This window comes from Bradyrhizobium sp. WSM3983, from assembly GCF_000473045.1.
In the GTDB taxonomy this organism is placed as follows: Bacteria; Pseudomonadota; Alphaproteobacteria; order Rhizobiales; family Xanthobacteraceae; genus Bradyrhizobium.
Genome location: NZ_AXAY01000023.1, coordinates 1 through 23,450 on the forward strand (window position 1 = coordinate 1; position 23,450 = coordinate 23,450).

The 23,450-nt window shown below is 60.8% G+C and carries 19 protein-coding genes and 1 pseudogene; 15 read left to right on the plus strand and 5 right to left on the minus strand.

Annotated elements, in window-relative coordinates; all coding sequences use genetic code 11:
• The first annotated feature begins 60 nt into the window (after positions 1-60).
• The 5 genes from YUA_RS0126920 to YUA_RS0126940 all read left to right on the plus strand — a co-directional run bounded on the left by YUA_RS0126920 (position 61) and on the right by YUA_RS0126940 (position 5,832).
• Positions 61-1,214, plus strand: a protein-coding gene (locus YUA_RS0126920) for an IS3 family transposase (protein WP_156947059.1) whose coding sequence is annotated in 2 segments (ribosomal slippage) — positions 61-310 and positions 310-1,214 — 1,155 coding nt in all. Because the reading frame shifts where the segments join, the coding sequence is not laid out codon by codon here.
• A 586-nt stretch (positions 1,215-1,800) separates the two neighbouring features.
• On the plus strand, positions 1,801-2,691 hold the full coding sequence (locus YUA_RS0126925) for a LysR family transcriptional regulator (protein ID WP_027533510.1): 891 nt from the start codon (positions 1,801-1,803) through the stop codon (positions 2,689-2,691).
• Positions 2,692-2,829: 138 nt separating this feature from the next.
• Positions 2,830-3,813 carry a quinone oxidoreductase gene (locus YUA_RS0126930; RefSeq protein ID WP_027533511.1) on the plus strand — a complete coding sequence of 328 codons (984 nt, stop codon included), beginning with the start codon at positions 2,830-2,832 and terminating at the stop codon, positions 3,811-3,813.
• Between the two features lie 97 nt (positions 3,814-3,910).
• Positions 3,911-4,891, plus strand: coding sequence for an NADPH:quinone oxidoreductase family protein (locus YUA_RS0126935; protein ID WP_027533512.1), 981 nt, complete (start codon positions 3,911-3,913; stop codon positions 4,889-4,891).
• A gap of 239 nt (positions 4,892-5,130) precedes the next feature.
• Positions 5,131-5,832, plus strand: coding sequence for an alpha/beta fold hydrolase (locus YUA_RS0126940; RefSeq protein WP_027533513.1), 702 nt, complete (start codon positions 5,131-5,133; stop codon positions 5,830-5,832).
• 163 nt (positions 5,833-5,995) lie between these two features.
• On the opposite strand, the gene YUA_RS0126945 is transcribed toward YUA_RS0126940, so the two are convergent.
• Together YUA_RS0126945 and YUA_RS0126950 are read right to left on the minus strand one after the other, a co-directional pair.
• Positions 5,996-7,474 (minus strand): aldehyde dehydrogenase family protein, encoded by a 1,479-nt coding sequence (locus tag YUA_RS0126945; protein ID WP_027533514.1) that lies wholly within the window; start codon positions 7,472-7,474, stop codon positions 5,996-5,998.
• Positions 7,475-7,534: 60 nt separating this feature from the next.
• Entirely contained in the window at positions 7,535-8,197 is a 663-nt protein-coding gene (locus YUA_RS0126950) for a GntR family transcriptional regulator (protein ID WP_027533515.1), read from the minus strand.
• Between the two features lie 142 nt (positions 8,198-8,339).
• On the opposite strand from YUA_RS0126950, the gene YUA_RS0126955 reads away from it, so the two are divergent.
• The 8 genes from YUA_RS0126955 to YUA_RS45055 all read left to right on the plus strand — a co-directional run bounded on the left by YUA_RS0126955 (position 8,340) and on the right by YUA_RS45055 (position 18,463).
• Complete coding sequence (locus YUA_RS0126955; RefSeq protein ID WP_051383375.1) at positions 8,340-9,104, plus strand: enoyl-CoA hydratase/isomerase family protein; 765 nt, start codon at positions 8,340-8,342, stop codon at positions 9,102-9,104.
• A gap of 55 nt (positions 9,105-9,159) precedes the next feature.
• Positions 9,160-10,377, plus strand: coding sequence for an ABC transporter substrate-binding protein (locus tag YUA_RS0126960; protein ID WP_027533517.1), 1,218 nt, complete (start codon positions 9,160-9,162; stop codon positions 10,375-10,377).
• A gap of 21 nt (positions 10,378-10,398) precedes the next feature.
• Positions 10,399-11,322 carry a 3-hydroxyisobutyrate dehydrogenase gene (gene mmsB, locus YUA_RS45045; RefSeq protein WP_245285260.1) on the plus strand — a complete coding sequence of 308 codons (924 nt, stop codon included), beginning with the start codon at positions 10,399-10,401 and terminating at the stop codon, positions 11,320-11,322.
• On the plus strand, positions 11,319-12,302 hold the full coding sequence (locus tag YUA_RS0126970; RefSeq protein WP_027533518.1) for a quinone oxidoreductase: 984 nt from the start codon (positions 11,319-11,321) through the stop codon (positions 12,300-12,302). The genes mmsB and YUA_RS0126970 overlap by 4 nt, the downstream gene beginning before the upstream one ends.
• Before the next feature lie 25 nt (positions 12,303-12,327).
• Positions 12,328-13,863: an AMP-binding protein gene (locus tag YUA_RS45050; RefSeq protein WP_063627819.1), complete on the plus strand. Its 1,536-nt coding sequence runs from the start codon at positions 12,328-12,330 to the stop codon at positions 13,861-13,863.
• A 152-nt stretch (positions 13,864-14,015) separates the two neighbouring features.
• Positions 14,016-14,918, plus strand: coding sequence for a LysR family transcriptional regulator (locus tag YUA_RS0126980; protein WP_035971982.1), 903 nt, complete (start codon positions 14,016-14,018; stop codon positions 14,916-14,918).
• Between the two features lie 517 nt (positions 14,919-15,435).
• Positions 15,436-16,665, plus strand: a complete 1,230-nt coding sequence (locus YUA_RS0126990) for an ABC transporter substrate-binding protein (RefSeq protein WP_027533520.1) — start codon at positions 15,436-15,438, stop codon at positions 16,663-16,665.
• Positions 16,666-17,521: 856 nt separating this feature from the next.
• Positions 17,522-18,463: a hypothetical protein gene (locus YUA_RS45055; protein WP_156947246.1), complete on the plus strand. Its 942-nt coding sequence runs from the start codon at positions 17,522-17,524 to the stop codon at positions 18,461-18,463.
• Between the two features lie 204 nt (positions 18,464-18,667).
• Here the strand turns inward: YUA_RS45055 and YUA_RS47060 are convergent, their stop codons facing one another.
• Positions 18,668-19,384, minus strand: a complete 717-nt coding sequence (locus tag YUA_RS47060; protein WP_051383378.1) for a tetratricopeptide repeat protein — start codon at positions 19,382-19,384, stop codon at positions 18,668-18,670.
• A gap of 293 nt (positions 19,385-19,677) precedes the next feature.
• Positions 19,678-19,998, minus strand: coding sequence for a hypothetical protein (locus YUA_RS0127005; RefSeq protein ID WP_027533521.1), 321 nt, complete (start codon positions 19,996-19,998; stop codon positions 19,678-19,680).
• A 690-nt stretch (positions 19,999-20,688) separates the two neighbouring features.
• Between YUA_RS0127005 and YUA_RS45065 the strand changes: the two are divergent.
• Both YUA_RS45065 and YUA_RS52730 read left to right on the plus strand, forming a co-directional pair.
• Positions 20,689-22,083 (plus strand): annotated as a pseudogene (locus YUA_RS45065) (KUP/HAK/KT family potassium transporter); the annotation flags it as partial.
• 9 nt (positions 22,084-22,092) lie between these two features.
• Positions 22,093-22,581, plus strand: a complete 489-nt coding sequence (locus YUA_RS52730; protein WP_371259912.1) for a hypothetical protein — start codon at positions 22,093-22,095, stop codon at positions 22,579-22,581.
• 78 nt (positions 22,582-22,659) lie between these two features.
• On the opposite strand, the gene YUA_RS0127015 is transcribed toward YUA_RS52730, so the two are convergent.
• Positions 22,660-23,421, minus strand: a complete 762-nt coding sequence (locus YUA_RS0127015) for an SURF1 family protein (RefSeq protein ID WP_027533522.1) — start codon at positions 23,419-23,421, stop codon at positions 22,660-22,662.
• Positions 23,422-23,450 lie beyond the last annotated feature (29 nt).

Sequence of the window (23,450 nt, forward strand, 5' to 3'; positions counted from 1 at the left end):
TGAGCTGCTGCCGGTTTGATGGACACCAAGATTGGGTGTTTCATGAAGCCGGAGGTTGTCATGCAGAGACGGAAGTTCAGTCGAGAGTTCAAGGTTGAGGCGGTCAAGCTTGTCAGGGAGCGCGGGGTGTCGGTGGCGCAAGCGGGCCGAGACCTGGGCGTGCATGAGAACGTGCTGCGCAAATGGGTGAAGGAGTTCGGCTCCGACCCTGTGCAGGCCTTCCCCGGCCACGGGCAGATGAAGCCTGAGCAATTGGAAATCGAGCGGCTGCGGCGCGAGGTCACCAAGCTGAAGGCAGAGCGGGACATCCTAAAAAAGGCCGCTGCCTACTTCGCGAAGGAAGCGACATGAAGTTCGTCTTCATCGCGAAGCACCGGAATATCTGGCCGGTGGCATGGCTATGCGAAGCAATGGGCGTGTCGCGGTCGGGCTTCCATGCCTGGCTGAACCGATCGCCCAGCGCCAGATCCCGAAGCGACGAGACGGTAGGCCAGCGGATCAAGGCAAGCTTCCTTGCCAGCGACCGGACCTACGGCGCACGGCGCGTCTGGAGAGACCTTCTGGCGGACGGCGTCGACTGCGGTCTGCATCGGATCGAGCGGCTGATGCGCCTGCAGGCCTTACGGGCGCGGCCAAGGCGCCGGCGCCTGCCGAAGGACGAAGGCAATCGCCAGATAGCGAACGTGCCGGCGAATCTTCTGGATCGTCAGTTTGTGGCCGAGCGGCCGAACCAGAAGTGGATCGCCGACTTCACCTACATCTGGACCGCCGAGGGCTGGCTCTATGTGTCGGCCGTGATCGACCTATTCTCGCGCCGGGTGGTCGGCTGGTCGATGAGCGCCAGCATGACAGCTCAGTTGGTTGCGGACGGCCTTCTGATGGCCATCTGGCGGCGCGGCAAGCCGGATGCCTTGATGCATCATTCCGATCGCGGCAGCCAATACGTCAGCGAACAGTTCCAGCGCTTGATGGCTGACAGCGGCATCGTTTGCAGCATGAGCCGGTCCGGCAATGTGTGGGACAACGCCGCGATGGAGAGCTTCTTCTCGTCGTTGAAGACCGAGCGCACCGAGCGCAAGACCTATCGAACCAGGAACGAGGCAAGAGCAGATGTGTTCGACTACATCGAGCGGTTCTATAACGCCGTCCGGCGTCATTCGACGATCGGATACCTCAGCCCTGTTGAGTTCGAGCGCAAGGTGGGATTAGCTTAACCGGGTGTCCATCAAACCGGCAGCAGCTCAAGTAGCACCATGGAACGGCTGGCGGCGACCAGGTTTGCACCGTCCGCAGAGCTTGTTTCATACCCCGCGGACAGCGCACCTTTGTGATGGGTAGCGGGGGCTGGACGGCAAGCGCGATGGCGCTGATCGCCAATATTGCAAGGACCAGAACAGTACGTCAGGCGCGGAGGCGACTCTGGCTATTAGTATGTAAGGCGGATTTGCAGTTCCAACCACGTATGCGGCGGGCGCCATCGCTTCCTCGAGCCGCTGATCACTGCCTTTGCATCGATGGCAGATGGTGGTTACGGTTTTCAATGCACAGAGGCGATCAGAGGTTCGGCCCTCAAGCGGCTCGAGCAGTCGGAATTTTCACGGTCGGCGCAACGAGATTTTTGTCCGCGGCACGTCGCGAGCCGACGGGCATCGTGTTGCACGGCGTCTCGCCGGAAATCAGCTTGAATTGTTTCAGCGATCGTCCCTACGATGCAAACCGAAGAACGCCTTCTTGCTGCGCGGCGGCGGCCAACACGGAAATCGCCCGCGCCGCAGCCCGCTTCGGGAAATGGAGTTGTGCTTGGATTGGAACGATCTGCGTTACTTCTTGGCCGTGGCCCGGCTTCACAGTCTGACGGAAGCGTCCCGGGAGCTGAGAGTGAGCCAGGCGACGATCGCACGTCGGATTGCGGCTCTCGAACATACCATCGGAAGAGGTCTCTTTACCAAGCGCCACGACGGATACAGCTTGACGACCGCAGGCGAAGCGTTGTTCGAACCCGCTGAGCAGGCGGAGGCCCATCTTCTGTGGTTGGAACGGGGGGCGGCCTTCCCGGCGGAGAGCCTCGCCGGGATCGTCCGCTTGGCGGTTCCGGAATTGCTGGGCCAACACTTTATCATTCCTTCTCTTGCCACTTTCAGCGAGCGCCATCCCTCCATCCGGCTGGAGGTCATCGCTGACGTGCGCCCGATGCGCTTGAGCAGGCGTGAAGCCGACGTTCTCGTGCGTCTTGTGCATCCAACGCAAGGAGACTACCTGGTCCGCCGGGTAGGCCGCATCGCGCTCGCGCTGTATGGTTCGCCGGCGTATCTGGCGGCGCACGGCTCGCCCGCGGTGCCGTCAGATTTGCTGACTCACCGCATGATCGGCTGGGAAGCCGAACTCGGATTCTTGCCATTCTCTCGTTGGCTGCTGGACGCCTTGCCCGAAACGAACGTGGTTTTCCGCGCCCACACCATGAGCGCACAGTTGGCGGCGGTCGAAGCCAATCTCGGTCTCGCTGTTTTGCCGGCGTTCGTCGCCAAGAAATTCGGGTTGGTCCGGGTCCTCAAGGAGGAGGCTCCGTTCTCCTCCGACATATGGATGTTGCAGGCGCCGGGCTCTAGTTCGTTTGCTCGCGTGAGGGTGCTTGCCGACCATGTCGCGGAGGCGCTTCAGCAATCCTCGGCCGAATTCATGGACCTCGGCTAAGGGCTCTCTGGCGCCGTTCCACGACCGAATGCCCGCCGCGCTTTTCAATTTTGAAAAACGCTTTTGCGTGATTGCCGCTGGTCGGTCAGGCAAAAGAGCAGAAAAACGTCTTCGGCAGTTTTCTGGAGCATTTTTGAAATGACCACCACCGCGCACGCCTTCAAGTTTTCTCGTACCGGGGGCCCCGACGTACTCGAATGGGTCTCGGACCAGGTTCCTCCGCCTGCGGAAGGACAGGTGCAGATCCGCCACGAAGCGATCGGTGTCAATTATATCGACGTCTATCATCGTTCCGGGATATATCCCCTTCCGCTACCCAGTGGCATCGGCGTCGAGGGAGCCGGCACGATCGAAGCGGTAGGCAGCGGAGTCTCTGACTTCGCCGTAGGCGACCGCGTTGCCTATGCCGGTGGCCCTCCCGGGGCGTATGCCACGGTCAGAAACGCACCTGCCGCCCGGGTTGTAAAGCTCCCAGCGGAAGTGTCCAGCAAGGCGGCCGCGAGCCTTACCTTCAAAGGTTTGACGGTCGAATATCTCATCCGGCGCTGTCACCAGGTGAAGGCCGGGGACTTCGTCCTGTGGCACGCTGCTGCCGGCGGTATTGGCCTGATCGCGTGCCAGTGGCTGAAGGCAATGGGAGCAACTGTCATCGGCACGGTCGGAAGCGAAGAGAAAACGAAGCTCGTGCGCGCCAACGGCTGCGATCATCCGATTGTCTACACGAAGCAGAGCTTCGTCGAGCAAGTGAAGGAGATCACGAAGGGCGAGGGCGTCGCGGTCGTCTACGACTCGGTCGGAGCGCAGACGTTTGGAGGTTCGCTGGATTGCTTGCGGATGACCGGCACTTTGGTCAGCTTTGGCACCTCCTCGGGGCCGGTGCCGCCGTTCGATCTGGGTGTGCTTGGCGCGAAAGGCTCGCTTTTCGTGACGAGGCCCTCCATCGCGCATTACACGGCGAAACGCCCGGATTTGGAAAAAGGCGCTGCGGCGGTGTTCGAGGCTATCGAGAGCGGAACGATAAAGGCCGCTGGGGTTACGGAGTACTTGCTGCCTGACGCTGCTCAGGCGCATCGGGATCTTGAGGCCAGGAAGACTTCGGGTTCCCTGATTCTACTTCCCTGATCCTTGTGAATGAGGGAAGCACTTAGTCGAAAGGAAGTAGCCGTATTCGGTCGATGGCGGCACCAGCTCCGGGCCATCCCGTTCGGAGGAGGAACAAATGAAGGCGGTTCTTGTCGAACAATTCTCGCCGGTTCAGTCGCTCCGTATCCAGGACGTCCCGACCTCAGATCTGCCCCGAGGACGCGTGCGCGTTCGGATCAAGGCCGCCGGCATCGGCTTCGTCGACGGTCTTAAGGTGCAGGGGCTCTATCAGACCAGAGATCCGCTTCCCTTCGTTCCTGGGATGGAATTTGCCGGTGTGGTGGATGAGATCGGCGAAGCTGTTTCTCGGGTAGCGGCGGGCGATCGGGTCTTCGGACTGGTTTCAAGGGGAGCGTTGGCCGAAGAGATCGTGGTGCCGGAAAACGAGCTGTTCAGAATTCCCGAGAACCTCTCTTTCGTTCAGTCCGCCGCGATTCCTGTGAACTATCTCACCGCGACCTATGGCCTCCAAGAGCGGGCGGCGCTGCGCGGGGGAGAGATCCTCCTGGTGCTCGGAGCGGCAGGCGGAACGGGGACCGCGGCGATCAAGGTCGGGAAGAGTTTGGGAGCGCATGTGATCGCCGCCGCTTCGTCGGAGGAAAAGCGATCGTTCGCATGTTCGCAAGGAGCGGACGCTGCAATCGACTATACGCTGGAGAATTGGCGGGAGACGTTGAAGTCGCTCACCCAGGGACGCGCAGTGAACGTCGTTTTCGATGCGGTCGGCGGTGAAATCTCGCCCGTTGCCTTTCGCACGCTGGCCTGGAAGGGGCAGCATCTTGTCGTCGGGTTCGCTGCCGGAAAAATCCCAGCCCTTCCGTTCAACATCGCCCTCTTGAAAGGAGCCTCGCTCACTGGCGTCGACAGCGCTCAAATTCGAAAATTTGAGCCGGACGTCTACGACCGACTGATGCAGGATGTTTGCGTCGCCTTGGAAAGGCGGTCGCTCGAGCCGCCGCCGACGCACACGTTTTCCTTCGCGAACTTCCAGGAGGCGTTCGAAACGATGAGTGCGCGTCGCGCGAGGGGAAAGATAGTCGTCGAAGTGGCCGACTAGGAATACGTCCTTCAGCGAATAATGCAGCTCGGTCGGTGTGCAAGCGGTGTTCAGACGAAGGTCTCGCTCAAATGCCGATCGCCGTCTTTCATCTTTGCCCACGCTCGTCGGATGGAAGAATCCGCCACAAGTGCAAAACTATTTTTCACTTTTTTTGATGGCCCCCGCACGAAAACAGGACGAATGAAAGCCCGCGATTATCGTCAAGATCGTGAGGTATTCGTGCTCGGGAGTTGTTGATGGCGACCTACCTGATTTGTCACGGAGCTTGGGCCGGTAACTGGGCGTGGAAAAGGATCCGTGACATTCTTCGCACCGAAGATCACGAGGTTCTCGTTCCGACTTATACCGGCCTGGGCGAGCGCGCCCATCTCACCAACCCGCTGGTGGATCTCGAAACTCACATTCAGGACGTGAGGAACGTGATCGAGTACGAGGATTTGACCGACATCATCCTGGTAGGTCACAGCTACGGCGGAATGGTCGCCACGGCGCTCGCCGATCGCATCCGCGAGCGAGTCAGACAGATGATCTACGTCGACGCCTTCGTACCGCAGGACGGAGAGTCTCTGTACGATCTGACGGGCGGCGAATCCAGCTTTGCCGCTCCCATCGAAGGATGGCTGATCCCGCCGGTGGCCTTGGCGCCGGATACGTCCGCAGAGGACATCGCCTGGACGACGCCCTTGCGCCGGCATCAGCCCGTGCGGACGTTTTCACAACGGCTGCGACTGTCGCACACGAAACCTGCTTCTCCGCGGTCCTACATTCACTGTACCCGGAAAGCGAATAAGGATTTCTTTCGCCAGTTCGCCGACCGGTTTTCTCAGGATCCTGAATGGGCGTTCCATGGGATCGACGCCAGTCACAGTCCGAACATCACCAATCCGCGGTTGCTCGCGCAATTGCTGCTCTCGTATGCGCCGGCTCCATTACCGTGATCCAGTTTTTACGAGGTCGGACCGACAGGGCCGCCGAGCGAAACTCGTTCCTGCGACGAGGCGATCGACGTTCGGGTCGGTGACGGCGGCCCTCATAGAGGGCTCCTCCCTCTGACTCCGCTCTCGCACCGTCGGTGCGGGAGCGGTTCTTTGCATCACCCGTCTAGCGGACGAGATTGACCGTGATGTTCTTCGTCTGCGTGAAGCTGTCGAGCATCGCGGCGAGGGAGAATTCGCGGCCGAGCCCGCTCTGCTTGTACCCGCCGTAGGAATGGCCGGGCATTTGACCGCCGCCCTGATTGACCTGTACCCATCCGGACTCGATGTCGCGCGCGGCGCGCAAAGCCTTGCCGATGTCGTGCGTCCAGACGTAGGCGGCAAGACCGTAATGGGAATCGTTGGCCATCCGGATTACGTCGTCCTCGTCTTCCCAAGGGATTGCGACCAGCACGGGCCCGAAGATCTCCTCTCGGGCCAGTCGCCAGTCGTTCGTACCTTGCGCGAAAATCGTCGGACGCAAGTAATAGCCGTCCCCGAGGGACTTGTCGTCGCGTGGGTGGCCGCCACAGAGCAGCTTCGAGCCGCTCTGCTTCATGCCGTCTTCGATGTAGCCGCAGACCTTGTTGTACTGGCGCTCGTTGATGATCGCACCGACGTCGCTCTCCTCGGCCAGCGGGTCGCCGACGCGCAGCTTCGAAGTCGCCTCGACAAGACGTTCGAGAACGTTGTCGTAGATCTTGCGGTGAAGGAACAGGCGGGACCCGGCCGTGCAGGATTGACTTTGACGGGTGAAGCGCATCGCGGCGACGAGCCCTTCTATGACCCAGTCGTCTGTCGCATCGGGGTAGACGATCGACGGACTCTTGCCCCCCAGTTCGAGCGAGACCGGCAGCACGCGCTTCGCCGCGGCTTCCATGACCAGCTTGCCGACCGCCGTCGAGCCTGTGAACGAGAGCTTGGCGACGAGCGGATGATTGAGGAGCGGCGCGCCGCATTCCTGGCCGGTGCCGGAAAGCATGCTCAGCGTGCCGGAAGGAAGGACGTCGGAACAGATCTTGGCGAGCTCCAAAACCGCGAGGGGAGCGTCCTCTGCTGTCTTCATCACCACCGTGTTGCCGGCGCACAGAGCGGGGGCGATCTTCAGCGACGCCAGCAGGAACGGCGCGTTCCAGGGGATCACGGCGGCCACGACGCCAAGGGGCTCGCGCTGCGTGAAGCTGAGGAGGTCATGGCCAAGAGGAAGAGTTTCTCCCTTGAGCTCAGAGGCCAACCCGCCAAAGTACCGGAAGATGTCGGCAGCGATCTTGATTTCGGGGCGCGCCTGCGTCCTCAGCGCGTTTCCGGTCTCCTCGGCGACCTGTCGCGCGAGGTTCTCATGCTCGGCTTCGATCTTTTCGGCGATGGTCTGCAGCAGGCGACCGCGTTCGCGAGGGGGCGTCCGTTTCCAGGATGCGAACGCCGCGTGGGCCTTCTTGACCGCGAGGTCGACATCCTCGGCGCCGCCGCGCGGCACCGTCGCGATGATCTGGCGGCGTCCCGGATTCTCCACGGCGATGGTTTCGCCGGATGCGGCGGGCACCCATTCGCCGCCGATCAACATGAGTTGGCGCCGTACCTTTTGATCGTTGACGACGGTGTTCATGACGTCCTCCTTTTTTCTCGTTCGAACTTCCATCTCGGACGGATCGGTCGCGAAAGACTCTCAAGCCCGCCGCCGCATATCGGCGACCAGATCGGCGAAAACACGCCCGCCGATGCTGATGTGATCGCGCATGGCGGCGGCTGCCGCATCACCGTCGCCCCTCGAGATCGCCTGAACGATCTGCGCGTGATCGGAGAACGATTGGCGTATCCGTCCGGCCTTCGTGAAGGGATACCGGCGATATACGCGAAGGCGGCTGCGCACGTCCTTGACGCTCGTTTCGAGGTAGTCGTTGCACGAACCTCGGTAGATCAGTTCGTGGAATTCCTTGTTGATGGCGTCGTACGCCTCGAAATCCTCGGCGGGGATGCAGGCCTCGCTGCGGCTATGGATCCTGGACAGTTCGCTCCGGTCCGACGCCGACATGCGGTTCGCCGCGAGCTTGGCTGCCATCGTTTCAAGTTCGGTCATGACTTCGAACATCGAGACGACCTGGTCGACGCTGAGTACCGTCACCATCGCGCCCCGGCGCTGGCGGAGTTCGACCATCCCGATTGTCGCGAGTTGGATGAGGGCTTCCCGAACCGGGGTTTTCGAGACGCCAAAGCGCTCAGAAAGCGGTCGTTCTTCCAAACGCGTGCCTGGCGGGAACGAGCCCGCCTCGATCTCGTCGCGAATCCATTTCGCGATCTCTTCCGTTCGGTACGTCTTTCGGTTCAGCAAGGCGCAATCCATCCCAATCATCACCTTCTAGACGCTACCCCCGACCGCGTCGCGGACCGATCACCGACCCTCACATATTTTTTTTATGTTGACAAATATTTTTTTAATAGCAAATAAAGCACTTATGGAACAAGCTCGCCCGATGGCTGGGGCATGTCCGTCGCTCGAGATCGGGGGCGCGGTCGCCCGTATCGCTCTGAACCGGCCCGATCGGCACAATCGGTTCGAGCCGGCCGACATCGAGGCGATGTCGGCGATGCTGGAAGAGTTGGCGAAGGACGGCGCGGCACGCGTACTGGTCATCACGGCGAGAGGGCCGAGCTTCAGCTCGGGCTTCGATCTGGAAACGCTCTCCGGGCCCAAGGCGCGGCAGAGCACCGCGGCGTTCGCAAGGCTTTGCGACCTGATTGAAACGCTGCCGATCCCGACCGTGTGCGGAATCAACGGCAACGTCTACGGCGGAGCGACCGACATCGCTCTGTCGTGCGATTTCCGCATCGGCGTCGATGGTTGTCGCCTTCAGATGTCGCCGGCGCGGCTCGGCATCGAATATTATTACAGCGGACTTCGCAGATACGTCGAGCGCCTCGGATTGACGGAAGCGAAGCGCCTGTTCCTCACCGGCGAGCAGGTCGACACCGCGACCATGCTGCGCATCGGATTTCTCAGCGAGATAGCTGCGCCCGAGCAACTCGGAGTTCGGATCACGGCGATAGCCGACGCCCTGGCCCAGCGTTCACCCAAATCTGTGCGCGGACTGAAGGCCTCTCTCAACGCGATAGCCCGAGGCTCCGATGACCCGGCCACCATCGATGCGAGGTTCTTCGAAAGTCTGGATTCGCCCGATGCGAAGGAAGGACTTGACGCTTGGTCCGAGAGGCGACCCGCCCGGTTCGCCGACGCCTAAATCTGTTTATTCGGAAGTCGGCCGCTAGAGCCGCTAACAGGAGAGGACGCAGGGAATGAAACGTTTGGTCGGCTTGAAAAGGATGGTCGCTCTCGCCGCGATCATCGCCGCGGAATCGATCTGCCCGGCAACCGCGCAGAACGGCCCCATCCGGATCGGAGTGCTCAACGACCAGTCCGGACTGTACGCGGAGTTCGGCGGGCTGGGTTCGGTGACGGCCGCGAAGATGGCCGTCGAGGACTTTGGCGGGAAAGCCTTGGGACGCGATATCGAAATCGTATCCGCCGACCATCAGAACAAGGCCGACATCGGTACACAGATCGCGAGAAAGTGGTTCGATCAGGACAACGTTCTCGCCATCGCCGACCTGACGAATTCCGGCGTTGCCCTCGCCGTGCAGGGGCTCGCGAAAGAGAAGAAGCGCATCACGCTCGCTTCCGGTCCGGGCTCCACGCGCCTGACCCAGGAAGACTGCTCGCCCTTCGGTTTCGCCTGGACGTGGGACACCTATTCGTCGGTCATAGGGACCGCCCGAACTGTGCTCAAGGATGGCGGCAAGAGCTGGTTTATACTCGCGGCCGACTACGCCTTCGGAAAGCAGATGGCCGAGGACCTGAGGAAGGTCATCACGGCGAACGGCGGTACCGTAGCCGGCGAGGTCCGTGCGCCCCTTTCGACGCCCGACTTCTCGTCCTTTCTGCTGCAGGCCCAAAGCAGCAAGGCGCAGATCATCGCTCTCGCCAATGGCGGCGCCGATACGACGAATTCGGTCAAGCAGGCCTCCGAATTCGGCATCGTCCAGGGCGGGCAGCGGCTTGCGAGCATGGCCCTCGTCATCAGCGACGTGCATGCGCTGGGGCTGCAGGCGGCGCAGGGCATCGTAGCGACCACCGGATATTATTGGGATCGTGACGACGAGAGCCGCGCGTTCGGCAATCGTTATCTGAAGTTGACCGGACGCATGCCCGGAATGATCCAGGCCGGCGTCTATTCTTCCGTCCTCCACTATCTGAAGGCCTTGAAAGCTGCCGGCACAGACGACGCCGACGCGGTCGCCGCGAAAATGCGCGAGCTCCCCGTAAACGATTTCTTCGCGAAGAACGGGAAGGTGCGCGTCGACGGCAAGATGGAGCACGACATGTATCTCATCCAGGTCAAGGCCCCGTCGGAGTCGAAGGCGCCCTGGGACTATTACAAGATCCTACGTACGATCCCCGCGGAGGAGGCATCGATCCCTCTCTCGGAAAGCAAGTGCCCCCTGGTGAAGAAGTGATCGGACGATAGGAGCATGGAAATGTTGCAGAAAATCGCTTTCATCGGATTGGGCAATATGGGGCATCCGATGTGCACCCATCTGGCACGCAACGGCTTCTCCGTATCTGGCTACGACATCTCGCCGGAAGCATTGAGCAGGCTGAAGCAGATTGGTGGCACGCCGTGCACCAGCATCGCTGAAGCTGTACGCGATGCCGACTACGTCATCTCGATGGTGCCGACCGGCAGACACGTCCGGGAAGTGTACGAAGGTTCGGAGGGGGTCCTAAAGCACGCGCGTCCCGGCGCGATGCTGATCGACTGTTCGACCGTCGACATCGAGAGTGCCAGGGCGGTGAACGCAGCCGCGGTCGCTGCCAACTTCGAGATGGTCGACGCGCCGGTCTCCGGCGCGCAGCCCGCGGCCATCGCCGGACGTCTGATCTTCATGATCGGCGGTACCGAAGAGGGGTACAACCGGGCGATTCCGCCTCTCAAGGCCATGGGTCACACCTTCGTGCACATCGGTCCAGCCGGCTGTGGTCAGGCGATGAAGATCTGCAACAATATGATGACCGGCATGAGCATGGTCGCCATATCCGAGGTGTTGACGTTGGCCGAGCGCCTCGGGCTTGACCATCAGACGGTGTACGACGTCGTCACGAAGGGCTCGGGAAATTGCTGGGCGTTGCAGGCCTATTGTCCGGTGCCGGGACCGGTCCCGACCTCTCCTTCGAGTAACGACTACGCGCCGGGCTTTTCGGCCGAAATGATGCTCAAGGACATGAGGCTCTCGCAGCAGGCTGCGGCGAGTTCGTCCGCGGCGACGCCTCTCGCCGGCGCGGCGACCGCCTTCTATCAGATGCTCGTCGCCGGCGGACATGCCAATCGCGACTTCAGCATCGTTTACAAATTGATTTCCGGACGGCTGTCGTCCGAGACGCTCAAGAAGGAGGTGACATGAAGACGAGAGCGATCCGCGTACACGAGGCCGGCGGCCCGGAAGTCCTGAAGACCGACGAGATCGAACTGAAAGAGCCGGGCGAGGGCGAGGCTATTGTACGGCACACCGCGATCGGCGTGAACCTGATAGACATCTATCATCGGACCGCCACCGCCGGTCAGTACGCGTTGCCTCGTCCGGCCACGCTGGGCGTGGAAGCCGCCGGAGTGGTGGAAGCGATCGGTGCCGGCGTCGACAACGTGACGGTCGGCGACCGGGTGGCCTATTGGATGCTGCCGGGTGCCTACTCTGCCAAACGCGTGGCTCCGGCCTGGCGTCTCGTCAAGATACCGGACGGAGTGTCAGATCAGGCCGCCGCCGCTGTCATGCTCAAAGGCGGCACCGCCTTCTACCTGCTGCACGACATCTGGAAGGTGAAGAAAGGCGATAACGTCCTGGTCCACACCGCTGCGGGCGGCGTTGGCCGTCTGATGTCGCAGTGGGCAAAGCATCTCGGCGCGACGGTGATCGGTACTGTGGGCTCCCCCGAAAAGGTGAAGGCCGCCCAAGCCGCAGGCTGCGCTCATGTCGTCGTCCTGAAGGATCAGGATTTCGAGGCGGAAGCCAGGAAGTTCACCGGAGGAGCTGGCGTTGACGTCGTATACGACTCCATCGGTGCCGACACCTTCGACAAGTCGCTCGGCTCCATCCGCCCCCTCGGAATGCTGGTGAGCGTCGGGCAGGCAAGTGGCCCCGTGCCGCCGTTGGACATCAGTAAACTGGCGCAGAAGGGGTCCATCTTCCTGTCGAAGCCGACTCTGGCGACCTTCGTCGCCAAACGCGAGGGCATCGTCAGACTGGCGGAAGGCGTCTTCGCGGGGCTCAAGGAGGGTGCGATCACCGCCGAAATCGGAATGACGGCGCCGCTCGCCGAGGTCGCCGACGTCCACCGCGCCCTCGAGGGCCGCAAGACGACGGGCTCGATTGTCCTGATCCCTTAATTCCCGGTGCAAGGAATCCCGTGAGATGCAAGATGGCAACTTCTATTCTTCGTTCGAGGAAGGCGTCCGTCGGGATGGGTCGGCCGTCGTCTTCGAATTGGAAGATGGCAAGACTATTACCCGGACTTGGCTCCACGCCTTGTCCGGGCGGTACGCCAACGCGTTGCGCGCAGTCGGCTGCGAGCCGGGGGACCGCGTGGCGGTGCAACTCGACAAGTCGGCGCATGCCTTCGCGCTTTATCTGGCGTGCGTGCGCGCGGGGCTCTGCTATCTGCCGGTGAACACCGCGTACAAGTGCGGCGAACTGATGTACCTGCTGGAAGACGCGGAGCCAAAGGCCTTCTTTAAGTACGGCGAGGCGGGCGTTTTGCATGCCACGACGAGGACATTTTCCTTCGGCGCGGACGGCGACGGCACGTTCGCGGACTCGGCAGCGGCCGCGAGCGAAGAGTTCGCGACCGTTGACGTCCGCGAGGGAGACCCTGCCGCGCTGCTATACACGTCGGGGACGACCGGCAGACCGAAAGGCGCGGTTCTCAGCCATCGAGCGCTGACCTACTCGGCGCGTACGTTGAGCGACATCTGGGGCTTCTCATCGTCGGATGTCCTGCTGCACACGCTGCCGATCTTCCACAGTCATGGGCTGTTCATCGCGTTCAACGTCGCGCTCGCGAGCGGCGCCCGAGTTCTTCTGCAATCGAAATTCGACGTCGAGAGCGTGCTCGCAGCGCTTCCGCGATCGACCGTCTTCATGGGCGTCCCGACCTATTATCACCGGCTGCTCGCACATCCATGTCTCTCGAACGACGTGTGCCGGTCCATGCGCCTGTTCGTCTCGGGTTCAGCGCCGCTTTCGGCGGACGTCCACCGCGAATTCGAAGGCCGAACCGGGCAGCGCATATTGGAGAGGTACGGGTCGACGGAGGCCATGATCATCTGCTCGAATCCCCTCGCGGGAGAGCGGCGCCCCGGGTCGGTCGGATTTCCCATTCCTGGCGTCGAACTGCGGATAGCCGATCAGGCCGACCGACCCCTTCCGGGCGGAAGCATCGGTATGATACAGGCTCGCGGGCCGGGTTTCTTCTCGGAGTATTGGAAGAAGCCGGCTCAAACGAGCGCGGAATTCACCGAGGACGGTTTCTTCCGGAGCGGTGACCTGGGCCGGCTCGACCAAGACGGTTACGTGACGATCACGGGCCGCGCGAAGGATCTGATTATCAGCGGCGGCTACAACGTCTATCCGGCGGAGGTCGAAGCCGTCATCGACGAAATGCCATCCGTCCGGGAGGCCGCCGTGGTCGGCGGGCCTCATCCCGATTTCGGCGAGTGCGTCGTCGCCTTCGTCATCCCCGTGGATAGAAGCCGGCCTCCGGTTCCCGCCGACGTCATTCAGACAGTCAAGAGCAGGCTTGCCAACTACAAGGTACCCAAGCAGGTTGTCGTGGTCGATGATCTGCCCCGGAATATGATGGGGAAGGTGCTGAAGAACCAACTGCGCGCGTCGCTGATCGCTGTGACCGTCGACAATGGCCTGCCTTCCTCGGGCGCACAAACGTCCTGAGCGCAATGAGACGGACTTAAGGGTAGCGAGCGTGAGTCGGTCCTTGCTTACGCCATGCAGTTTTCCGGCGAGATGTGCGTCGCCACCGACGAAGTTTGGCGTGCCGGCGTACTTTCCCTAGACCTCAATAATCAACCATATTCGTGCAGACCGTGGGTAATGCTCTAGACTGGAATGATCTGAGGTACTTCCTGGCGGTGGCGCGTTCCCACGGCCTGACAGAAGCCTCGCGCGTCTTGCGGGTGAGTCACTCCACCATCGCGCGTCGTATCACCGCTCTGGAGCAGTCGGTTGCGACGGAACTCTTCAATAAACGCAGCGACGGCTATTACCTGACAGGACCAGGAAAGGCATTTTTCGAGCGCGCGGAACAGGCCGAAGCAAAGCTTCTTTGGCTTGAGCGCGGGGGTGCAGTTCCGGACGACGAACATGCCGGCGTAGTTCGCCTTGCATTGCCGGAATTGCTCGGTCACCACGTAATCGTGCCTACTTTGATGTCCTTCTTCGAGGCCTATCCTGCGATCCATCTGGAATTGCTCGCAGACGTCAGGCCGATGAACCTGAGCAAACGACAGGCTGATCTCCTCGTCCGCTTGGTGCGGCCTTCTCACGGCGACTACCTGATGCGCCGAGTTGGTAGCATCGCAATGGCCGTCTACGGCTCCCCCGAATACTTGGCAAGACATGGCGTACCGAGAAGCTTGGCCGATCTGGCGAGCCACCGACTCATCGGGTGGGATGACAATCTCGGCTATCTACCGTTCTCACGATGGCTGTTCGACGCGATTCCGGATGCCACCATTGCGCTGCGAGCGCATACGATGAGTGCGCAGTTGGCAGCTGTGCAGACGAGCATAGGATTGGCGGTGTTGCCGGCCGTAGTCGCGAAAAGGGTTGGGCTGACGCGAGTCCTGACGGCTGACGCCATTTTCTTTTCAGAAGTCTGGCTTCTGCAATCTTCGGAATCGAAGAGTGTTGCACGGGTGCGTGTCTTGGCGGACCATATCGCCGGTGTGCTGGAGGCATCAGCCGAAGCACTCATGCAGGCCGAATAGCGTTCCGAAAGAAGTGTCAAAGGTCAATACAGAAGACCGTGGAAGAACGCAGCCACGTTTCGCGGCGACATCTGTGTGCAGATCTGGAGGTCGACCATGGCGGCCGGGCTGTCATGTCCTGCCTCATTGAAAATGGTGCGCTGTGGAGGCGGAAGGAATTTCGCCAGCAAACTTAAGTGGCTGGTCTTACCCGCCATCCGGTCCAATCAGAGGCGTGAATGGACCACGGCGCTCCTGCAGGCTCGCATCACTTACTGTCGGAAGGGTGCGAAATTCTTCCAGATCGCGCGCTCCTAAGATCGGGTCTGTTAGCTCGTTCCGTCTCCGACCCGCCGAGTTTTCGCTTTCTATGCATTCCGCGGCGGTTCTGCACATTCCGTCCACATCAAAATCGCACAATTGTTTTCCACATTCTCCAATCAACGCTCGCCGCACATGCCTCTATAGCTCGTTGATGGCGCCGGAAGAAGCGCGTGAAAGCAATGATCGCTAGACTGGTGTCTCGGGAGATAAACGCATGAAGAAAGTCGTACCAGCCCTGCTCCTAGGGTTGATGACGGGAGGCATGTCGCTGCCGGCGGAGGCGCAGGCGCCTTTCGACGGCAAGGTGAAGATTGGCGTCCTCACCGACTTGTCTAGCCTCTACTCCGATGCAACCGGAGCCGGCTCAATCTCCGCGGTTCAGCTCGGGGTCGAAGACTACAAGAAGGCCAATCCAACTTCGAAGCTGCAGATCGAGATCATCTCGGCCGATCATCAAAACAAGCCGGACGTTGGATCGTCCATAGCGCGCCAGTGGTACGAGCGCGACGGCGTGGATCTGATCATCGACGTGCCCAACTCGGCTTTGGCGCTTGCGGTGAGCGGCGTGACCAAGCAGCTCAACAAGGTTGACATCATTGTCTCGGCGGGAAGCACCCGACTGACCGGCGATCTGTGCAACGCCAACACCGTGCAATGGACGTTCGACAACTATTCGCTGGCGCATGGGACTGGCAGCGCGATGGTTGCGGGCGGCGGCAAGAGCTGGTTCTTCATCACGACCGATTATTCGTTCGGTATCGATCTGGAAAAGCAGACTTCGGACGTGGTCAAGGCCGACGGCGGCACAGTTGTCGGCAGCGTGCGAGCGCCACTGAATTCACCGGATTTCTCCTCGTTTTTGCTGCAAGCGCAGGCTTCGAAGGCGCAGGTAATCGGTCTGGCAAACGCGGGCGGTGACATGCAAAATGCGATAAAAGGGGCCTCGGAATTCGGAATCGTCAACGGCGGACAGAAGATGGCGGCGCTGGCGGTTTTCATCACCGATCTCCATTCGCTCGGCCTGCCGGTTGCCCAGGGCCTCAACTATACGACGGCCTTCTACTGGGACATGAACGATGCGACGCGCGAATGGACCAGGCGATTCATGCAAAAAGCGGGTACGGATAAATTGTACCCTACGATGGATCACGCCGGCAACTACAGCGGGACCATTCATTTCCTTAAGGCGATCGAGGCGGCGCAAACACACGACGGTGCCAAGATTGTCGCCACAATGAAGGAATTGCCGACCGACGACGTGGTATTTGGCAAGGGGGAGGTTCGTGCCGACGGCCGTAAAATTCACCCGATGCACCTCATGCAGGTGAAAGCGCCCGCCGAGAGCAGGGGACCCTGGGATCTCTCCAAGCTGATCAAGACCATTCCGATTGATCAGGCGTTCCGGCCCCTGGCGCAAAGCGATTGCCCGCTCGTCAAGAAGTGAGCAGACACATCATAGGTGGAAGGGATGGCCCACACCCGCGGCTTGTCCATGTCGCATTTCAGCGGTTACGCATGCACGCGGCCCTGCGCCCCCGAGACCCCATAAGCCCCCTACTGCACGCACCCTTATCAGCCCGGAGCTCCAAAGGCCAAGCCATTCGCCAAGATTACCAAGTGCGTTGATCAGCGCTATGCGGGGCGGCGTTCTCCATCAGTAGACTGAAGGGTTGACGCAGTCGGTCAAGGATTCCGTTAGTATCGCACAAATGCAATTGAGGTGCGCGGCTATGGGCAAGTGAAGCAGGCAATTGATGAATATCGACGGCGGATGCGCGAGGCGCTCGCGCGCTATGGACGATCGGCGGAGCCGTTCCGGAGCACCGCAGTAAAACGCGGCGGAACCATAGGTCGTCCTTCGTGTCCAGCGCTGCCCCGCTCCCATTTCCTACCGCTTAGAATGGATTGTTCAAGGATCCTCCGGGTCCGGTTAAAGCGCCGTCATAGAGGATAAGGCGCCAATAGTGATCAAAGCAGGGCAATACCCACCAATTGATTTCCCGAGAGGACTACTAACGTTGATTTCCACGAGGGCGGGATAGTTGATGCGCTAATTACGACCTTCACAAGCGCGCGAGGCTCTGAAATGGGCTTTCTGTGCAAACTGCTCCTTGGTTGCTTTATGGCCGCCTATTGGCTGAACGGGCCTAGCCGAAACAAACGGGATCAGAGACAGCGCAGAAAATTCAGCACGAGCTGGTATGTATCTTAGACCAGCCGCCCGACTGAACGGAGCGTCCCGCGCGGCGGCTGAATTACCAACGCTTCGGAAGGGAAGGGGCATTGTTGGCCTTGCATTGATGTTTCAGCACAGATGGTATGGGAGGGCGGCGCTTGTTCTCTTTCTTGGCGCCGCCGTCTTCGGCTCTCTACCGATCGACCCCGCGGTAGGACGACCTTCGATCCCAGTTGGTCACGCGGAGACGTCCGGTGGTCCAGCGTATGTGATTTCGAGCCTCGAACAACGCAAACTGCCGATGCGCTTCAGTTGGGCCGCGTGCCAGCCGAATTGTGGCGGCTGGATCGGAGCCGTCGGCATCGTAACCGCGGATACTTCGAACGAGTTCGATGAATTTGCTCGCGGGCGCGAGCTCTTCGGCACGACGGTCGTGCTGGATTCCGGCGGCGGTTCCGTCAACGATGCCATCGCACTGGGGCGGCGGTGGCGCAATCTTGGCATGCTGACGACGGTCGGCACAAGCAACGACGCAAACGAGCCTACCGGCGTCGAGCCGCAGTCCTATTGCGAGTCCATCTGTGTGTTTCTGCTGCTATCGGGCAGGGTGCGTTCCGTGCCGCATGGCGCGCATGTGCGGGTGCATCAGATCTGGATGGGCGATCGCGCCGATGACGCCAAGCCTGCGACCTATAGCGCGGACGATATGAGGATCGTGGAGCGCGACATCGGCCGGCTCGCCAAATACACGTTCGATATGGGCGGCGGGGGTGATCTCTTGTCGCTCGCGCTGAGCGTCCCGCCGTGGGAAGAGCTGCACGAACTGTCGCCCGCAGAATTGCGGCAGACCAATTTAGTAACGACTGACGAGGTAGCCGACGTACTCCGGCGAAATGACAGCGCCGCGGCCGTTGACGCAAAGGCTGGGCAGGAGGGGTTCGTGAGCGAAGCCGTCAGCGGGGAGAGACTCCCGCCGGCCGCCAAGTCGACCAAGACCGCTAAAGCCGGCGTTCCGACCGGCCTCGCAGCCGCAGCGTTGACCGGCCGCGAACCGGCTGCGGAATGAGCAGCGGCGTGTGCGACCGGCAGCGGCATCCCAGAGATCGAGGAGGTACTCAATTGGTGTGCCATCGTGGAGCTCCAAAGCGGGTCCGCAGCCTCTCCCTTCACCTCGATGATCAGCACGTCCAGGCTTTCGATCTCCTCCATTGCCTGGGCGGCGGTCCCTTGCAGAGCACGGAGCTGCGTCGCGGAGATGTTGCCCGGCGCTTCAATTCGCTGTGGTTGATTTGACCGGAGGCGTCTGTTTCTTGATGGCGTCGAGGATTTCCCGCGCGCGAGCTATTGCAGTCTTTGGATCGACAGCATTCAAGTCATGGAGTGCAGCATCCCGATCACGTTGTGCGAAAGCGCTGCCCTCCAGAGTGGCTACTTCTGACCAGGCATACGCCTGGGTTTGATCGGCGGGCGCTCCAATGCCATCACGATACATTTGGCCCAGTAACATCGCGGCCTGAGGCTCGCCATGATAGGCCGCCTTTTCCAGGTAGGACCTGGCCTTTCCAAAGTCAGGCAACACGAGGTTCCCATCCAGATATAGCTCGCCGAGCCGGAGCTCAGCCGGGGCGACGTCCTGGGCTGCGGCTCTGGTGTAAAACTCGACCGCCTTGGCCGGGTCGCGGGCCACGCCAAGACCAAGCTCACTCAGATGCCCTATCCAATACTCGGCGAGCGGATCATTTTTCTTCGCGAGACTATCGAATAACTTCACCGCTGCGCGATAATCACCAGCGTTAGCATCATGCTCCGCCTGCGCCAGTTGAGCTGGCGGTGCCATGTTCCAGTTTCGCCAGCGGAATTCCTGCGCCGCAATTCCAATTAGCAACCCAATAGCCACATAGCCGAGAAAGCCAGGGAATCGCGGCTCGTTGGGAGGCTGCGGGGGTTTCGGTTGGGCAAGTTCTCCGAGCGGCACTGGAAATTCCATTTGCGCGGTTCTATCGCCAAGGCCTGCCTCGCAATGCGATCGATAGCAGGAGCCAAAGAGCTGTAGCTATGGTTTGAAGGGACTGTATCTCATCCGTCCTCCACGCCGAGCGATATGCCCCATCCTTGTGGGAGTCGATCACCTCTACACATTGATGAGACTATTGATCATCGCTGGAGATGAATTTGTGGGGATTGCCCACATTTGATTGATCTTGGCTCCGCTTCGCGTTCCATGTCGTCCGCCCTCGTCCAGCCGTGCGAACAGTTTAGCTATCTTGCCCCAAGAGCTCGCTATTGAGTCGCGAGTCTCTCGATCTGCCGCGAGTAGCGCATTAGGCGGTCTTTCTTCTCATCGTCGCTCAACGAAGCGTTCTGCGCAACAATCGGACAGTAGGCCGTGACCATGTAGTTGACGATCTCGTTGAAGCCAGCTTTGGGATACTTGGACTTAAGCTCCCAAATCGTGGCCATAGCGGTGTTGCCTGTCTCATCCCCTTCCAATTCCCTTGTTAGCTGCGCTATTTGCGCGGGAGTTTCCTTGATCGCCGAGCTGCTGGTGCGTGCCTGGGCGGCTGGACACTCAAAAGCAGCCGCTGGCGCCGATACTGCCATGAAGATGGCAAGGCACGGGCCAGCGAGAGCTAACAGGATTTTGCAGGATCCCAAGGAGAATACAGGTTGCACGTTTCCCCCGCAGTGATTGTACGCAGCCATCTGATGCCCACGAGGCCCAAGCTCTAAAGCAGCTATGAAGGGCGCGGGCAGGTGGATCCGCCATTTTCCACACATCGAGTTGCGATGCTTGCTCGGGATTGCTCTGACTGCCGCGTTGTTGCTGGAGATGGTGCGGTGTGGGCAGGAGCCATTGCATCTGAGAGAACGAGCGCAAGATCACGCGGACAGCGGCAACAACAACGGCAAAACCCTGCTTTGCAGAGACTGTTACGTTCGATGCGCTTGGCTCGCATAAGCCCCGAAAACCAGGCGCGCTGCGGCCGTCCCTTCGCCCCGACGGCCACTTCCCTTCGTGCCCCGAAAGCGCGAAGCGAAGCGTCGGGTTGTCTGGCGCAATGCGATCCGCGGGCAGCGATGAGAAAGTCAGAGAGGCTCGGTCATTCCGAAAACATGCCGGCCTGTCGCCGTTCAATTCGGAAGCCGAACTGGCTCTGTGACGCTGAGCTTGGCGCAACCGCCAAGCACCACTTGATGGACGATCATCGCTAGTCGGCGCCTTGTTGCCGCGCAGCGACCTGTAGGGCCGGGAAGGAGCCGAGAAGTTTGTCTGATCCAAATGGAAGCTGCATGCGCAGAGACCGGACACCAGCGACTAGCGATACAGAGCGGCGCGGCGCGGGAGGCGCACTTCCCCTGCTCAGTCTGTCCGCGCTTGGCGTTGTGTTCGGCGAGATTGGAACCAGTCCGCTCTACACCTTCAAAACCATTCTCGGCACAGCCGAGCCATCTCCCCACGTCGTGCTCGGCGCGCTTTCACTGGTGCTCTGGACGCTGTTTATCATCACCACCGTCAAATATGTGCTGTTTGCCATGCGCTTCGACAATGGCGGCGAGGGCGGCATTCTCGCACTAATGGCGCTGCTCGGCGTGAAGAAACGACACCGGCCGACCCTCGTGGCCATCGGCTTGCTAGGGGCAGCGCTGATCTATGGCGACGGCACGATCACACCGGCGATATCGGTGCTGTCGGCGCTGGAAGGACTGAACATGGTGACGCCGGCGCTTCAGCCCTATGTCGTTCCGGCGGCCGTGGCGATCCTGCTCGCATTGTTTGCCATCCAGTCACATGGCACGGCGACCATCGGACAATTGTTCGGCCCCGTGATGCTGATCTGGTTCGTGACCATGGCCGTGATGGGAATCTTCGGCATTGCGAGGCATCCGGCGGTGTTTGCCGCGCTTAATCCGGTCTACGGCCTATCGTATTTGTTCTCGAACGGCTTTAGCGGCTTTCTCGTGCTAGGTGCTGTATTTCTTTGCGTGACTGGTGCCGAGGCGCTTTATGCCGATATCGGCCATTTTGGCAGCGGACCGATCAGGTTTGCCTAGTTCGCGATCGTGTTTCCAAGCCTGATCCTGAACTATGCTGGCCAGGCCGCTCTCGTGCTCGACGGCGCGCCGATCGATGGCAATATTTTCTTCAGGCTGTGCCCCGAGAGTCTGCTGCTGCCACTGATACTGCTCGCGACCATCGCAACCATCATTGCCAGCCAATCGATCATCACCGGCGCTTTCTCAATGACGCGACAGGCGATCCAGCTTGGCTGGCTGCCGAGACTGCTGATCAAGCAGACCTCGTCACAGGGCTTTGGTCAGATCTACATCGGCGTGGTCAACTGGCTGCTGATGATCGTGACAGTCGGGTTGACCATCGGGTTTGGAAAATCGGACAATCTGGCGGCCGCTTACGGCATCGCGGTGTCGCTGACGATGCTGTCGACATCGGCTCTGCTTTTCATTGCGATGCGCGAGATCTGGGGTTGGAGCATGCTGGCGGCCGGCTCGGTCGCCGGCTTCCTTTTTGTCGTCGACTGCACTTTCTTCCTCGCCAATCTCGTCAAGATCGCCTCGGGGGGCTACGTGCCGTTGATCTTGGCCTTGGCGGTTTACGGTGTGATGTGGATCTGGCATCGCGGCGCCGCTGCGGTTTCGCAGCGACTACATGACGTGCTGATTCCGGTCCCGGAGTTCATGGCACAGGTCGTGGCAAGGAATGTGCCTCGAGTGCCGGGCACCGCCGTGTTTCTGACTCGGACTGAACGCGACACGCCGCCGGTGATGGTGTGGCATGTCAAGCATAACCGCGCCTTGCACGAGCACCTTCTCGTGCTGCGCCTCAAGGTGCTGTCGGTACCCTGGGTGTCCGTCACGGACCGGATCAGAATCGAGCAAGCTGCGCCCAACTTCTGGCGCGCCGAGGTCCATTACGGTTTCATGGAACGTCCGCATTTCGTCGAACTGCTCGCCCAGAGCAAGGTACTTGGATGCACCATCGATCTGTCCGACGTGACCTACTACGTCGGGCACGAGAAGGTGATCCGGCGCGCGGACGGCAAGGGCCTCCCGGCTTGGCAAGAGCGGATCTTCGCGCTCATGGAGCGCAATGCGCAGCATGTAGGCAAGTTCTTCGACCTTCCTAATGACCAGGTGGTCGAGATCGGACGCCAGATTGCGATCTAGATGTCAGTCTGGGTAGCACGTGATCAGGAGTCGCAGCCGAGATGAAACGAGCCCAATGCCATCCGACAGGCGCATCGTTCATAGAGGTCGACGGCTCCGACGGCCGCGCAGCGAGACCACAAACGCCAACAGCACTAAAGCTGCAAGCGAAAGCCAGATGATCGCATATCGCAGGTGACGGTCGACCAGACGCACCCGAAGCGGTCCGGGCTTCGGGACGCCGCTCGCCGGCACCGGCGCTTCCAAATCGATGTAGAATGGTGCGACCTCCCCCCAGCCGAGCGCCTGTGCCATTGCGAGGTGATCGCGGCTGAACCACAGGCGAGTATCGCGCTCTACGTCTGGCGTGAACGCGCCGGCCCGCTCTGGAAAACGAATGTAGCCGGTCATCATGACGGGCTTGTTGGTAATGAGGTGGGCCACCGCGCGATCCTGTTGGTCGCGGTCCTGAGTCGCGTTCGGGACGAACCCCGCGTTGATCGCCACGATTTGGCCGGTTGACAGGCGGGCGGGAAGAAAGGCCCATGTGCCGCGACCCGCAATATCGGCGCGCTCGGCGGAGGCAGAGCTGTAAACCATTGCATCCAGACGGGACTCATAGGTTGCCGTAAAGCTGACGCGTCGCAATTGGTCGGTCTCCGCCGCCAGCGCGTGCCACTGCGACGGATCGGGCAAAGGCACGGGCGCTGCGCGAACGCGTTCACCGAGGGCCGCAAGGAGCGCGTGCTCCTCGATCCGATGCTGAAGTTGCCAGATCCCCAAGCCGGCAAACAGCACCACTATCGCCACCATTAGAGTAGCGAAGCCGCCGGTCTCGTGTTGCCCAACTTTGTCAGACATCGTAAGTCGCCAAGAGCGTCAAGACCGAG